Annotated in this window: 17 protein-coding genes; 13 read left to right on the forward strand and 4 right to left on the reverse strand. The window is 41.7% G+C overall.

Annotation, left to right across the window (positions count from 1 at the left end; genetic code table 11):
* Positions 1 to 29 precede the first annotated feature (29 nt).
* Positions 30 to 611, reverse strand: coding sequence for a superoxide dismutase [Fe] (gene sodB, locus G2999_RS06930; RefSeq protein ID WP_010180103.1), 582 nt, complete (start codon positions 609 to 611; stop codon positions 30 to 32).
* Positions 612 to 850: 239 nt separating this feature from the next.
* On the opposite strand from sodB, the gene G2999_RS06935 reads away from it, so the two are divergent.
* Positions 851 to 1,195, forward strand: coding sequence for a Grx4 family monothiol glutaredoxin (locus tag G2999_RS06935; RefSeq protein ID WP_010180105.1), 345 nt, complete (start codon positions 851 to 853; stop codon positions 1,193 to 1,195).
* A gap of 101 nt (positions 1,196 to 1,296) precedes the next feature.
* Here G2999_RS06935 and G2999_RS06940 read toward each other — a convergent pair whose 3' ends face one another.
* Positions 1,297 to 1,491: a (2Fe-2S)-binding protein gene (locus G2999_RS06940; protein WP_010180107.1), complete on the reverse strand. Its 195-nt coding sequence runs from the start codon at positions 1,489 to 1,491 to the stop codon at positions 1,297 to 1,299.
* Between the two features lie 196 nt (positions 1,492 to 1,687).
* Between G2999_RS06940 and G2999_RS06945 the strand changes: the two genes are divergently transcribed.
* From G2999_RS06945 to G2999_RS12660, 5 genes are all read left to right on the forward strand, one after another.
* Positions 1,688 to 2,293 (forward strand): peroxiredoxin, encoded by a 606-nt coding sequence (locus G2999_RS06945; RefSeq protein WP_010180109.1) that lies wholly within the window; start codon positions 1,688 to 1,690, stop codon positions 2,291 to 2,293.
* Positions 2,294 to 2,457: 164 nt separating this feature from the next.
* Positions 2,458 to 4,386: an ATP-dependent DNA helicase gene (locus G2999_RS06950; protein WP_010180110.1), complete on the forward strand. Its 1,929-nt coding sequence runs from the start codon at positions 2,458 to 2,460 to the stop codon at positions 4,384 to 4,386.
* Complete coding sequence (tsaB, locus tag G2999_RS06955; RefSeq protein ID WP_010180113.1) at positions 4,383 to 5,093, forward strand: tRNA (adenosine(37)-N6)-threonylcarbamoyltransferase complex dimerization subunit type 1 TsaB; 711 nt, start codon at positions 4,383 to 4,385, stop codon at positions 5,091 to 5,093. The genes G2999_RS06950 and tsaB overlap by 4 nt, the downstream gene beginning before the upstream one ends.
* Positions 5,094 to 5,152: 59 nt before the next feature.
* Entirely contained in the window at positions 5,153 to 5,863 is a 711-nt protein-coding gene (locus tag G2999_RS12095) for a Slp family lipoprotein (RefSeq protein ID WP_010180115.1), read from the forward strand.
* 5 nt (positions 5,864 to 5,868) lie between these two features.
* Positions 5,869 to 6,843: an alpha/beta fold hydrolase gene (locus G2999_RS12660; RefSeq protein ID WP_010180117.1), complete on the forward strand. Its 975-nt coding sequence runs from the start codon at positions 5,869 to 5,871 to the stop codon at positions 6,841 to 6,843.
* Here G2999_RS12660 and G2999_RS12105 read toward each other — a convergent pair.
* Positions 6,836 to 8,707 (reverse strand): M61 family metallopeptidase, encoded by a 1,872-nt coding sequence (locus tag G2999_RS12105; RefSeq protein WP_010180119.1) that lies wholly within the window; start codon positions 8,705 to 8,707, stop codon positions 6,836 to 6,838. The genes G2999_RS12660 and G2999_RS12105 overlap by 8 nt on opposite strands.
* 153 nt (positions 8,708 to 8,860) lie before the next feature.
* Between G2999_RS12105 and G2999_RS06975 the strand changes: the two genes are divergently transcribed.
* From G2999_RS06975 to G2999_RS07000, 6 genes are all read left to right on the forward strand, one after another.
* On the forward strand, positions 8,861 to 9,322 hold the full coding sequence (locus G2999_RS06975) for a DUF962 domain-containing protein (protein WP_010180121.1): 462 nt from the start codon (positions 8,861 to 8,863) through the stop codon (positions 9,320 to 9,322).
* A gap of 85 nt (positions 9,323 to 9,407) precedes the next feature.
* Positions 9,408 to 10,232, forward strand: coding sequence for a DUF6279 family lipoprotein (locus tag G2999_RS06980; protein ID WP_010180123.1), 825 nt, complete (start codon positions 9,408 to 9,410; stop codon positions 10,230 to 10,232).
* Positions 10,233 to 10,291: 59 nt separating this feature from the next.
* The gene (locus G2999_RS06985; protein WP_010180125.1) at positions 10,292 to 11,215 is read left to right on the forward strand and encodes a DMT family transporter; all 924 of its coding nucleotides are present in this window, start codon (positions 10,292 to 10,294) and stop codon (positions 11,213 to 11,215) included.
* Positions 11,216 to 11,302: 87 nt separating this feature from the next.
* Complete coding sequence (gene rnd / locus G2999_RS06990) at positions 11,303 to 12,451, forward strand: ribonuclease D (protein ID WP_010180127.1); 1,149 nt, start codon at positions 11,303 to 11,305, stop codon at positions 12,449 to 12,451.
* Positions 12,452 to 12,478: 27 nt separating this feature from the next.
* Entirely contained in the window at positions 12,479 to 12,781 is a 303-nt protein-coding gene (locus G2999_RS06995) for a YcgL domain-containing protein (RefSeq protein WP_010180129.1), read from the forward strand.
* A 1-nt stretch (position 12,782) separates the two neighbouring features.
* Positions 12,783 to 13,307 carry a YcgN family cysteine cluster protein gene (locus G2999_RS07000; protein WP_010180131.1) on the forward strand — a complete coding sequence of 175 codons (525 nt, stop codon included), beginning with the start codon at positions 12,783 to 12,785 and terminating at the stop codon, positions 13,305 to 13,307.
* Positions 13,308 to 13,322: 15 nt separating this feature from the next.
* On the opposite strand, the gene dsbB is transcribed toward G2999_RS07000, so the two are convergent.
* A complete protein-coding gene (gene dsbB, locus G2999_RS07005; RefSeq protein WP_010180133.1) occupies positions 13,323 to 13,844 on the reverse strand; it encodes a disulfide bond formation protein DsbB in 522 nt (173 codons plus the stop codon).
* 125 nt (positions 13,845 to 13,969) lie between these two features.
* Between dsbB and fadR the strand changes: the two genes are divergently transcribed.
* Positions 13,970 to 14,680, forward strand: coding sequence for a fatty acid metabolism transcriptional regulator FadR (gene fadR / locus G2999_RS07010; RefSeq protein WP_010180135.1), 711 nt, complete (start codon positions 13,970 to 13,972; stop codon positions 14,678 to 14,680).
* Positions 14,681 to 14,696 lie beyond the last annotated feature (16 nt).

Raw genomic sequence — 14,696 nt, forward strand, 5'->3', positions numbered from 1 at the left:
TCGTATGCTACATGAATGTCACATGTCGATTATGCTGATAAATTTGCAGCTGCAAATTCCCAGTTCGCTAATGCCCAGAAACCTTCTAAGTAATTAGGACGAACATTGCGGTAATCGATGTAGTAAGCGTGTTCCCAAAGGTCAACCGTTAATAGTGGCACTAAATCATCAGTGATCGGTGTACCTGCGTTAGACGTGTTAACGATATCTAACGTACCGTCAGCCGTTTTCACTAACCAAGTCCAGCTAGAACCAAAGTTGTTGACCGCTTTGTCGTTAAACGCCGCTTTAAAGTCTGCAAATGAACCCCATTTTGCATTGATTGCGTCAGCTAGCTCGCCAGTTGGCTCGCCGCCACCATTTGGGCTAAGGCTGTTCCAATAAAATGTGTGGTTCCAGATTTGCGCAGCATTGTTAAACACGCCACCGTCAGAAGATTTGATGATCTCTTCTAAGCTTTTCTCTGCAAGCTCAGTGCCTTCAACTAAACCGTTAAGTTTAGCCACGTAAGTCGCGTGATGTTTGCCGTGGTGAAAATCTAAAGTTTCCGCAGAAATGTGCGGTTCAAGTGCATTTTTTTCGTAAGGTAGTGCAGGCAATTCAAAAGCCATGATGTTCTCCATTCGTCGTAATAAAATGTGGTTATCAAGCAAACCAATATAATTGGTAACTGAAGGTAATATAAGGATTGTCTGACAGTTTACAAGTTTATATTAATAACTTTCGTAAACTAAACAACACTATCATATATGTAATTCCTATAAATAAGTTCAATTTTGGATGGGGTTTGTTGAAATTGACTGGCATAATACCCATATCAATTTTAATTCAGATTAATTAGAGAGTACTTATGGAAACCGTTGAAAAGATCCAACAACAAATCAGTGAAAACCCAATCTTACTTTACATGAAAGGCTCACCTAAATTACCTAGCTGTGGCTTTTCATCACAAGCTTCTCAAGCGCTAATGCAATGTGGTGAACAATTTGCGTTCGTCGATATCTTACAAAACCCTGATATTCGTGCTGAATTACCTAAGTTTGCGAACTGGCCAACTTTCCCACAGCTATGGGTAGACGGTGAGTTAGTCGGTGGTTGTGACATCATTATGGAAATGATGCAACAGGGTGAGCTGCAACCATTAATAAAAGAAACGGCAGCTAAATATGCTAGCGACGAAGACGCTGCAGAATAAAATATCCGTTTGATGTAATAAAAAAGCCCCGATTCAATTGCTTGATTCGGGGCTTTTGTTTGTGCGTAAGTTTATTTCATACGAATGAGAGAAGAATGAAACTAGCCTACGTCTTTAAACAAACTTTCATCAACGATGTAGTTATCAATTAACTCTTGGGCCATTGATATGCATTTTCCACAATTTCCACCGAGGTTGATATGTTGTTTGAGCTCTCGTAAATTACCGACACCATGCTCTGATACAGCACGCTTTATGTCTTTATCGGTGACCTGGTAACACATACATACAAACATCGAGAATTTCCTTAAATCTTTATGTTAATAATAATAGTTCTCATTTGCACTTAATGCAAACATTTATTTGTTATTTTTTATATATTTGTTTTTTATGCGACTTGATAAAGGATTTTTAAACCTTATATCTAATCCTAACGTATGATTAATTCGTTACTTTTTAACAATAATAAACTAACCAATATTGGAGATCCTTATGGGTGTTTTAGTAGGTCGCGCTGCTCCTGATTTTACAGCTGCTGCAGTTTTAGGTTCAGGCGAAATCGTTGATTCATTTACATTAAGCGAAGCAGTTAAAGGCAAAAAAGCCGTTATCTTTTTCTATCCGTTAGATTTCACCTTCGTATGTCCTTCAGAACTTATTGCATTTGATAAGCGTCTTGAAGAATTTACTAAGCGTGGTGTTGAAGTGATCGGTGTGTCTATTGACTCACAGTTCAGCCACAACGCATGGCGTAACACTGCTATCAATGATGGCGGTATTGGCCCGGTTAAATATACGCTAGTAGCTGATACTAAGCATGAAATTTGCCAGGCATATGATGTTGAGCATCCAGAAGCGGGTGTTGCTTTCCGTGCATCATTCCTTATCGATGAAGATTTACAAGTACGTCACCAAGTGGTTAACGATTTACCATTAGGCCGTAACGTTGATGAAATGTTACGTATGGTAGATGCATTAAACTTCACTCAAGAACACGGTGAAGTATGTCCTGCTGGCTGGCAAGACGGTGATAAAGGTATGGATGCAAGCACTGAAGGTGTTGCAGCATACTTATCAGAAAATGCGGACAAACTATAAGCAATCGCTTGTTGTTATCTGATTAGATAATAATTAAAAACCCGTTAATAGCTTGCTGTTAACGGGTTTTTTGTATGTGCTTAACAAACAATACGCTTGGGCAGTAGGATTTTTGATTGTGAACATGCATAATCTCACCACTTATTTGCAAACGATGGGGCAGCATGAAAAAAATAGCGTCTGTATTTGCTAAAGAGGGTTTATTGGCTGATGTGATCCCCGGTTTCTCCCCGCGTGATGCCCAGACGCAAATGGCGAATGCTGTGAATCAAGCGATGGCTAAAAAACAGCAACTCGTGGTAGAAGCGGGTACGGGGACGGGTAAAACCTTTGCTTATTTAGTGCCAGCCTTACTCAACGAAGGTAAAACCATCATCTCTACGGGGACTAAAAATCTCCAAGAACAACTATTCCATCGTGATTTACCCATTGTTAAGGAAGCCTTAGGTAGTTATAAACAAACTGCATTACTCAAAGGACGTGCGAATTATCTATGCCAACATCGCTTAGCGCAGTTTTCGGGCAGTAATACCTTTTTAGATCCTGAAACATTACATGAATACTCGCAAGTCAGACACTGGTCAGTGACGACGAAAACCGGCGACATTGGCGAATTAAAAACCATCCCTGAAAATGCAAAAGTGATCCCTTATGTCACCTCGACAGCTGAGAATTGTTTAGGGAAAGAATGCCCTGATTTTGAAGGGTGCTATTTAGTCAAAGCGCGCACCGAAGCGCTCGATGCCGATGTCATTGTGGTGAACCATCATTTATTCTTTGCCGACTTAGCACTCAAGGATACGGGGTTTGGGGAATTGATCCCTGAAGCGGATGCGATAATCTTTGATGAAGCACATCAAATTGGCGATATTGCCAGTGAGTATTTTGGTAAGCAATTCTCTACCCGCTTATTACATGATGTGGCCAAAGATATTTATGGGTTATTTCGCACCAGCCTAAAAGATATTGAACAGGTGAATAAGACTGCGCGAAAACTTGCCGATATCGCGACTGATTTACGCTTAAATTTTCCGGAGAAATCGCAAAAAGGCAAACTCAAACATATCCTCAATGACGATAAAGTGGCGACTGGACTAGAGCGTTTAGCCGATACATTGAAAAGTCTGGTGGCGGTACTCAAGGTTCATTTAGGGCGTGATAAAGAACTGGATAATATTTATGAACGTTTAGCGCAAGCCAAAGCAAATCTTAAAGAGGTCATCGATGTTTCCACCCCTGGTGTGTCACTATGGTATGAAACTACTCCTAAACAAGTGGTCTTGCATTTAACCCCGTTGAGTATTGCCGAAAAATTTAATGGTATCGTTACTCAGCCTCGCCGAACTTGGGTGTTTACGTCAGCAACGTTAATGGTAGATAACGGCTTTAGCCATTTTACTGAGCATATGGGCTTAACCCAGGCCCAAACATTAGCGTTGGAAAGTCCGTTTGATTATGCAGCCCAAGCGATGTTGTGTGTACCACATTATTTGCCTGAACCATCAAATTTTGCAATGAAAGAGACGTTAATTCGCGTATCTATAGAGCTCATCGCTGCGGCGCAAGGTCGATGTTTTTTACTGTTTACGTCCCATGCGATGTTGCGAGAAGTCGCTAACGCGCTAGAAACACACATTGATAATGAATTACTGGTGCAAGGGACGACAACCAAACAGGCGTTATTAGACCGCTATATTGAAAATAAATCAGCAGTCCTACTTGCCACGGGCGCATTTTGGGAAGGGGTCGATGTACGCGGAGACGATTTGTTATGTGTGTTAATTGATAAACTTCCGTTTGCATCCCCTGATGATCCACTGTTACAGGCGAAAGTTGAAGATGCACAAAAGCGCGGCAAAAACCCGTTTATGCATGTGCAAATCCCCCAAGCGGTTATTACTTTAAAACAGGGTGCCGGGCGCCTAATTCGGGATGAAACGGATAAAGGGGTGTTGGTGATTTGTGATAGTCGTCTTGTGACAAAAGATTATGGTAAGATATTTTTATCGAGTTTACCGCCAATGCGCCGCACTCGACAACTAAGTAAAGCAACAGCCTTTTTAACTTCTCTAGTGGAACCTGAAGATACATGAATATTGTAGTGCTTGATACTGCCACCGAAGCATGTTCGGTCGCGGTGAATTATAACGATACTGTGGTAGGGCAGTTCACTGTGTCGCCACAGCAACAATCAGTCAATATCTTACCGATGCTACAAGCTGTCTTAGATGAGGCGGGAATGGCAAAATCAGCAATCCAAGGGATTGGTTTTGGGCATGGTCCAGGTTCTTTTACCGGCGTTCGCATTGCTATGGGCATGACCCAAGGGCTAGCGTTAGGTTTAGATATTCCAGTGGTGGGTGTCTCTACCTTAGCCGCTATGGCGCAAGAGGCATTTACTCAAGCACCAGAATTAGAGACTGTATATGCGGCTATTGATGCGCGAATGGATGAAGTTTATTTTGCCCAATATCGTATCGAAAAAGGTCTAGTCGTGTTACAAGGTAATGAGCAGGTGATCCCACCAGAAGTGGCTTTATCTCAGATGGATGGGCAAATAGGACACCTGAAACAACAGCTGGCTGATGGCAAGATAGCGTTAGTCGGCACAGGCTGGGAAGCATATACGACGTTTGCTGAACTATTACCCGGCCCGATTGTCATTACTCTACCTAATGCGCGTTTTATGCTGCCATTAGTCGAAGACGCTTTTGCTCAAAATAAAGGTGTGGCGGTTGAAGATGCCCAGCCTCAGTATGTGCGTGATACGGTGACGTGGAAAAAACTACCCGGTCGCTAAATTTACCACTATATTATTAATGATGATAATGAGATGTTTCTCCTAAGGATATGATGAAGATGAAGACCTTCTTAATAATGACCCTGTTAATGCTAAGTGGCTGTGCTTCGGTACCTCCGATCTTAGAAACGCCAGAAGATACTGCATTAGTCAGCTACGAAGAGGTTGTGATGAATCAAACAGCCAAAGATGCTCAAGCACGATGGGGTGGGGTGATTGCACAGGTTGAAAATAATCCAGATGGTAGTGTGATTGAAATGGTCCATTACCCGCTTAAAGCCAATGGCCGCCCCAATTTATCCAAAGCGTCTATTGGCCGTTTTAAGGTATTTGTAGATGGGTTTATTGATCCTCTGGTCTTTAAACAAGAGCGCGTAGTGAGTGTGTTAGGTACCGTAGGCGATCCAGTGGAAGGTACAGTATCTGAACAGGTTTATATTTATCCAAGTATTTATGCCACTGGTTATTATTTATGGGAAGACATTGAAGAGTTTGAATATTCAAAAGTACAAGTGACGCCGTTTTTTAGATTTGGTCACGGTTTTGGTTTCGATTTAGGTTTTCCTTATTACCGCTCGCGTCATCATGGGATCTATCGTGAATCAGGTAGGATCAGAGTGCGCTCGGGCAATACCCAATCAGGTGCTGGCGGGACTAATAGTAAACAAACATTGGAAAATATACCCAATCGTCAGCCAGATAGTACATCTCGACCAAAACCAACGACGTCGACAGCCAGTGAGCATAACCGTAAATACGCAGAGCGATAAACTCTGTGGATTTACCAGCAATTAACGCAGTCTTACGAATTAATGATGAACTAGAAACGTTACCTCAAATCAGCTTTAAATTGCCTAATGGGGTAACCTTAAATGGGCGCACATTGAGCGCTCAGGAACCTTCGACAGCGTCTACAGCTTCTGTACCTACCCATGTGATCTTGTGTTTACATGGTTATTTGGATAACTGCCATAGTTTTGCGCCTTTAATGTCGGTTTTAGCATTGGAGATGACCTCAGCTTCAGTAGCGCCAATACCAGAGGTCTATGCCATTGATTTTGCCGGTCATGGACGTTCTAGTCATCGTAGCCCTGATGCGCATTATCACCAATCGGATTACATCCAAGATATTGTTGCGCTAATCACTACTCAAGGCTGGCAGCAGGTGACATTAGTCGGGCATTCTATGGGGGGGATCGTTGCTTGTTCTGTGGCTGCTATTTTAAGTGAAGCGATTTCACGTCTTATTTTGATTGAGACGGCAGGTCCTTTAGTGGATGACGAAAGTAATACGGTGACACAAATGCGCACATCGATTGATAGTCGAATAAGCGCATCTCAAAAATTGCCAAAACAACCAAAAGATTACCTAGCGGTATTACAAGCGCGGATGAAAGTCAGTGATATCAGCGTATCCCATGCCGATATGCTCATGCGACGCAATCTACGTTTTCATCAGCCGAGTAATGAGATCACTGTAGATGCATCGTGCCAATGGGGAACGGATAGTCGCTTACGGACAGTATCTACTTTGCGTTTTACTGAGGGGCAGGCGCAAAATATTATTGAGCATATTATGTGCCCGGTCACCATGATAGTCGCTGATGAAGGATTTGAACGAGTTAAAATTCAAGCTAAAGCGCGTGCAGACTGGTTTAATCAGGTCAACATCATCCACACGCCAGGCAATCATTATATGCATATGCAATACCCGCAGTTAGTCGCAGATATTATTTACCAAACTACATAAATGTCAGTTTTCGCTGGGTCCATTGTTGAAATATCGTTTCATCGATGACATGGACTTCTGCGGTATCGGTCAAGGCCGGTTTAATGAGCATGGTACCATGACACAGACGACCATCTCTAAGCCAAGTCACCTTCACTTGCTCGCGCCCTGCAAAACGATTGAGTAGATTAATTAAGTTCGTGGAGCTGACTTCGAGATCTTCGATGGCCAGTAAGACATCATTTCGCGTCATCCCGGCAGCTGCCACAGGTGAACCAATCAATACTTGAGTCAACAAAATACCAATGCTTTGTGCTTTATGCATCGCACCAAATGCAATGGCACAAGGCGTCGCTTTCGTAATCCCGCCCTTATCATTATTATCAACCGCCGGTCGTAACGTTAACGACAAACCAATAGTGGGTAACAATGTGGCTAACGGTAACTCGATAGTACTGTGTGCAAAATGATGAATAACACTATCTAAGTCAAGCTGTAGTTCATCTCGGCAAATCACTTCAATCACATTATCAGGCGTGCCGACTTCATTGACTCCGTACTTTTCCCATAGCAAGCGCATCACCGAGTCGAGATTATATTTTCCGTTAGACTGTTGTAATATCACAATATCCAGACACAGTGCGGCGAGTCCACCTTTATTGTAATAACTCACAATGAAATTTGTAGAATCAGGGGTCTGCTTATAAAACTTAGTCCAAGCTTCGAAGCTGGAAGTACTAATAGATTGATCGAAACGACCAGGGTTTCGTAGTAACCGAGTGATATTTTTAGCCAAAATATTGGCGTAAGCTGGGGCATCAATGATACCTGTGCGCACTAGGGTGGCGTCATCATAAAAGCTCGTAAAGCCTTCATAAATCCACAGTTGATTCGTATAATTTTCTAATGTTAATGATGGATTCACCATGACATCTGGTTTTATCCGTTTAACGTGCCACGTATGAAATAACTCATGGGCACATAAACTTAGGAAGGTTTCATAGCCTTCACTGATACCTGTTGTTGCTGTGTTTTTTAATGCATCACGCGGGTAGAGTAACGCCGTCGACGCTTTATGCTCTAATCCACCAAACCCATCTTTAGCCACGAGCGTTTGAAACACATAGCGTTTTATTGGTGTCTCGGAATTAAATAGATGCAAATGGTGCGCACAGATTTTTTTCATATCTTCGATCAGTGCGGCCATATCAGTATCGATGTCTTCGGTAAACATCATCTCAAATACGACATCCTCGACCATAAATGAATGCACATTGATAGCGCCTATGACAATAGGATGATCAATGAGATCGGCATAGGATTCGACTTGGTAATGACCCAGCACATATTGAGACGGGTCATAAATATCAGGTGGGCATTCGTCTTTAAGGAGCAGCGGTAGCGTCGTGCTCACTTGCCATTCATGTTCGATAGCATAGTCGTTAGCATATAAGCGCACCGCATACGTTTTGTTATCATTGATCCTAATATCGTCAAGCTCATCACACTTAGGATCATAATCATCAATCACTTGCATAAAAATACTCGTACCATTTACAAATGCATATAAATCATTCATGAAGGCACTACGTACCGATAAATCATTTGCAAACACGATATACGTAAAGGTGAAATCATACTGACAAGGGGCCACAATCCAGGTGTGCTTAGATGTTTTTCGCCATGCCAGCGTCTGTCCTAAACAATCTTTGGCTGACTCTTGATGCACATGTTGAGCAAAGTCTCTGATCATGTAACTGCCAGGGATCCAGTTGGGTAAACGCAATATTGTTTGTTGGATATTTGCGGGTAACTGGATAGTGATTTGTAACAGATGAGCGTGGATATCAAATATCTTCACATCATAACAAACAGGTGTTGGCATATTATTCCCTAGACGAATGTAAAATTAATGTTAATATCGGTGTTGAAAATTTTCTGTGTCGATTATATAAAAAGACACCACAATAATGCACGATAAAATCTAAGACTAAGTGTGCGTTAATTACTGCTAACAAGCAATTAATGGGATAAATCAATGCGACAGATCGATAAATTATTACATCAATACGGTGAATCACACCAACACAACACCAATATTTGGATCCATGGCTTAGCGGTGCCAAGTATTTTTTTTGTCACGATTGGGCTGATTTATGCCATACCTGTCCCAGATATGATTGCGAAATTTGACATCACTTTTGCTCATATTTTAGCTGTTCCTATGCTGATGTACTATTTTAAACTATCAGGGCCCATTGGTGCGGCAATGACACTGTTAACTATTGCTGTATTTGGTGGCATCTCTGCACTTGAAATGCTGGATATATCGGTATGGCAATTTTCACTCGTACTATTTGTGGTGATGTGGGTATTGCAGTTTATTGGCCATAAAATTGAAGGTAAAAAGCCTTCATTCTTTGACGATTTACGTTTCTTATTAGTCGGACCGGCTTGGTGGTGGATGCATTTGTTAAAACGATTAAACATCCAACCCTAAAGTGCAATTAATGGGCTTAATATTGAACTAAAATCAGCGTCAACGGTATAATAACTATATTGAATAATTATGTTAGTCAGGTTTGATGCGTAAAATTTTTGTTTTAGTTACTTTACTATTGCTCAGTGCTTGCTCAAGTAGTCTGGTATATAACAATGCAGATACATTATTAGGTTGGTGGATTGGTAAATATATTGATTTTACCGATGCACAACAGCCTCTCGTTGATCAAACCATTGATGAGTGGTTAGCCTGGCACAGACAAAATGAACTGCCTCAGTATCGCACTCAATTATTGCGTTTGCGTAACGCCATTAGTACTTCGGATTTAACTCAGGATGAATTGGCATCACATTTCGACATAGCTCAGGGACATACTGCCCGAATCCGTCAACGCATTGCCCCTGATATTGCTAAAATAGGGGTCACATTAAACCTCGACCAGCTCTCTCAGCTGTTTGCGACGATCAACCATGAACGGTCAGAACGCGCGGAAGAGTTTGCTGAACGTCAACGTAAGCAGCCTAAGCGAAGCGAGCGTTTAACGGAGAATATATCTGAGTATTTAGGCCGTATGACGCCAGCACAGAAAACGATAGTTGAAGATTATGCACAACAACTTAACGCTACCTATGAATTGTGGCGTGAGTATGGTGATACATCGAATCACACCGCCAGACAAATTTTGTTAACGGCTGCCTTTGATAATCAGGCTCAAACGAAACTAGCTCATTTTATTGTGGAACAAGAGTCATTACAGACCGCTGCATTACAAAGTGCGGCTGAGCAAAATAAGGCGTTGTATATTAATATGCTTTGGGCTATCTTTCCCACCCTCACTGATGCTCAGCGTGATCATTTGATTGATAAAATCGATGAATATTTAGATTTAATCGAATCATTAAGTTAATTCTCAGTTCATCGCTGTGCATCCATGTTGATATTACCTCTTTTTGTTAAGGAAGATTGATGGCACAGCCACGTCCTATCTACGGGTTCATTCTCGCAGCAATTACTGCCGTGTTATGGGGTATGTTACCGTTGTTCCTGAAAATCTGTTTAGAAATGATGGATAGTATGACAATTACCGCCTACCGTTTTCTAGTGGCGGGGTTGTTCATATTCGGTGTACTGATCAGTCAACGTCAATTTCCTGATCCGCGCCAATTATCCAAATCGACCCTTGCACTGGTCCTATTTGCCAGTGTGATGCTAGTGTTAAATTACACCACCAATGTGATTGGTTTGGATTATCTTAATCCTGAAACCGTACAAGTTATCATGCAACTGGCGCCATTTTTACTCATGCTCGGTGGGGTCGTGATATTCAAAGAACGCTTTACTCGATTTCAAACGTTTGGCGCAGGCGTCTTATTAATAGGGATGTTGTTATTTTTTAATGAGCGCTTAGAGACACTATCTCATTCTACGACAGAGTCTCCTATTGGGCTGTTTATTATTATTTTTGCAGCAACGACATGGGCTATTTATGCACTGGCACAAAAACCATTATTTGCGTTTTTAAATGCCAAGCAATTGACTTTGTTTATGTATACTTTAGGCTTTTTATTATTGGTCCCTTTGACCGATTTTGGTGCCTTATTGACGCTTACTCCTGTTCATATCGGGGCCTTATTATTTTGTTGTTTGAATACCATTATAGCCTATGGTGCATTTACTGAAGCGATGGAAGTGTGGAGTGCCTCAAAGGTAAGTGCTGTGATCGCTACCGCCCCCATTTTTACTTACTTATCAATGGTCGTGGCCATACAAATCGATCCGACTCGTTTTGTACACAGTGATATGGATGAATGGGCTTATGTCGGGGCATGTTTGGTAATCACTGGTTCGATCATCTGTTCTTTAGGTAAAAAACAACCCAAAATCAACTAAATATCGCATCTTTTACGTTTTATGCTAATCTAGTTCCCATTATTCAATTTGTTGTTCACTCGACTTACACACACTGGTTATTCTCTCATGTCACATCCTTATTTATTGATAGATTCATATGATGCGTTGTTGCAATATTGTCAACAAGCTGCACAACAATCTGTCATTGCTGTGGACACAGAATTTGTCAGAACCCGAACCTTTTATCCTCATATTGGTTTGGTACAGATATATGATGGCGTAGATATTGCGTTGATTGATCCGATTGCGATAGATGATTTATCACCGTTGTCACAACTCATGACAAACCCTCAAGTGATTAAAGTGTTACATGCGTGTTCAGAAGATTTAGAAACGTTTGAATTTGCCTTAGGGGTTATGCCAGAGCCATTATTTGATACGCAAGTTGCAGCTCAATTAGCGGGGTTAGGTAATTCCGTAGGTTATGGACGATTAGTGGAGCTATTACAAGACATCACCCTTGAAAAAGGGGAGTCTCGAACCGATTGGATCCGCCGTCCTTTGAGTCCAGAACAATTAATCTATGCCGCGGAAGATGTGCTGTACTTATTACCTTGTTATTTTAAGCTAGCAGAAAAGCTTGAAGCGAGTCAGCAACTACATTGGGTTTATGATGAAGTAAACCAACTCATCCGACGTAAGCGAGCAAATATTGACCCTAAACATGCCTATTTATTGCTTAAAAATACCTGGAAACTGAGTCCGCTAAATTTATATGCGATGCAATTGTTAGCTCAGTGGCGTTTAACGTTTGCTCGAGAGCATGATATTACCCAGAACTTTATTTTGCGCGAGCAAAGTATGTTTGATATTGCGTCTTGCCTTCCGGGGCATAAAGGCGCATTGTTTGCATTAGATGTCGTCACTCCTCAAGAAGCTCGACGTCATTGTGATACTATTTTAGGTATCATTAAAACCGCGCGTCAAGCCCCTGAAAGTGATTACCCTGATGCAGTTCAACGGATCACCGATGTTCCACTGTATAAAAAACATGTTGCGGCGATCAAAGCCATTTGTAGTGAGGCGGCCCAATCAGTAGGAGTAGATTCGACGTATTTTGCATCAAAACGTCAGATTAACCAGGTAGTTAGTTGGTTTGTGTTCGCGTTTGATGATACCCGTGCTCTAGGCATGGAACCTGACCTATTAGTAGGATGGCGAGGCGAGTTAGTGGGTGCTAAAATTACTGCACTAGCTCAGCACTTTACTCGCTAGACTACAGCTTAAAAGAGATTAATTGCAATGAAGCAAATTTGCGCCATTTACAAGTCTAAGAAACGCCCTGATACTTATCTATACGTGCCTAAAAAAGAAGATTTTAGTGCAGTACCGGAAGGTTTGTTAGCGCGCTTTGGGCACCCTGAACTCGTCATGCTCATGGCATTACCCACGGATAAAACCTTTGTGAATCTTGATCAAACCAAGCTCATCGATGCACTTAAAGACCCCGGCTATTATTTACAGTTACCGCCAGTTAGTCCTAGTTTATTAGCTGAGCATCGTATCGCACTGGGTTTATCTCCCGATCCACAGCAAGATACCTAACATGGCAAAGTTATCCGCTCAGATGAGTGCACTCATCGCGTCCAAATACTGGGAAACCATAGCGCTAGCAGATATGGATGATGCTCAATGGGAGGCAATCTGTGATGGCTGTGCTAAATGTTGTTTACATAAATTTATAGATGATGAGGTAGACGAAGCCCATTACACGGATGTGGCGAAAGGTGAAGAAGAGATGTTCTTTACGGACATCGCTTGTCAGTATTTGCATACCAAAACATGTCAATGTACGGAGTACCAGGACAGAACTGAACTGGTTCCGCACTGCGTAAAACTCACGCAAGAAAATCTTCCTGAAATATTTTATATGCCACCAAGTTGTTCATATCGTCGTTTGCATGAGGGTAAGCCATTACCATCTTGGCATCCGTTGTTGAATAATGGTAAAGCGCACAAGATGCATAGTGCAGGCATGTCGGTGCGAAATAAAACCGTCAATGAGTTAGCGGTCGATATGAATAAATTTGAAGACCGTATCGTTACGTGGCCATTGAATGTGGAAGAATAACGACCACATTCCTGATTAGATACGACGTAAATTAACCACACGTAACATCAGCATCAATGCCCAGACTATCGCGTAACTGGCAAAAATAATACGCATCCATTCAGCCATGCCCATGCCAGCAAACTGCCATGAATTTTCACTGCAATCCCCAGTTGCACCAAAGATAGCAGGGAGCCATTCATGCAATGGCATGAATGCTGGGAAGTTAGGGACGATGTCACAAATCGCAAAAAACGGATTCGCAGCAAACAAAATATCGACATGTTCATGGGCAATTAAAAAGCCCCAAATTGACGCGACGCCCCATCCTATAAAACCCAGTAAACGAGAGATGCTATGTTGCCAAATACTCGGTAATAAGGCACTGATGAGTATACCTACGACAGCGGTGCGTTGATAAATGCATTTAATACAAGGCTGCAGATCCAGCACATGCTGAAAATATAATGCAGTGGCAAGTAATCCCAGCGCACTTAGACCTAATAAACGCCATGGTAATGTCGATTCTGGCCAGCGTTGTAATTGATTAAATAGCATATTGGATCCTCTTTAGGGTTGGCTATTTAATATAATACAAGAGGGTTTGATAGGAATATAGGATAAATATTGGTAGATAGATCTTTATCTGGTACAATCAGTTCAGATTAATTGAGTGAATGTTCATGATATATAAAGCCCAAAGTCCAGCAGGTTTTGCTGAAGAATACATCGTTGAGTCTATCTGGAGTGGTCGTTTTCCTCCTGGTACTATATTACCTGCAGAGCGAGAATTATCTGAGTTAATTGGTGTGACTAGAACGACTCTGCGAGAAGTATTGCAGCGCCTAGCCCGTGATGGTTGGTTAACAATTCAGCACGGTAAGCCGACTAAAGTGAACAATTACTGGGAAACTTGTGGGTTAAACATCTTAGAAACCCTAGCTCGCCTTGATCCGGCCAATATCAAAGAACTGGTTGATAATCTTCTTGCTGCACGTACTAATGTCAGTGCGGTGTTTATTCGAGGTGCGTTTAAACAAAATCCAGATAGAGCTCGTGAAATTATTGCCCGTCATGCTGAGATAGAGCAAACCGGTCTTGCCTTTGCTGAATTTGATTATCAAATGAACCATGATTTGGCGTTCGCTTCAAATAACAATATCTATGTATTATTAATGAATGGTTTTAAGGGAATGTATGCACGCATCGGGACATATTATTTTTCTCATGAAAGTGCACGTGCTTTAGCCACACAATTTTATCAAGATTTACTGATGCTGATTGACCAAGATGAACCTCAACGAGTGCCGCTGTTAGTGCGTCAGTATGGTATTGAGAGTGGAAAAATTTGGGCGCAAATTCGTGATGATCTACCTGCTGATATTGCTGATTAATTTTGGTAATTCTATC

The sequence above is a fragment of the Glaciecola sp. HTCC2999 genome, assembly GCF_000155775.1.
Classification (GTDB): Bacteria; Pseudomonadota; Gammaproteobacteria; order Enterobacterales; family Alteromonadaceae; genus Opacimonas.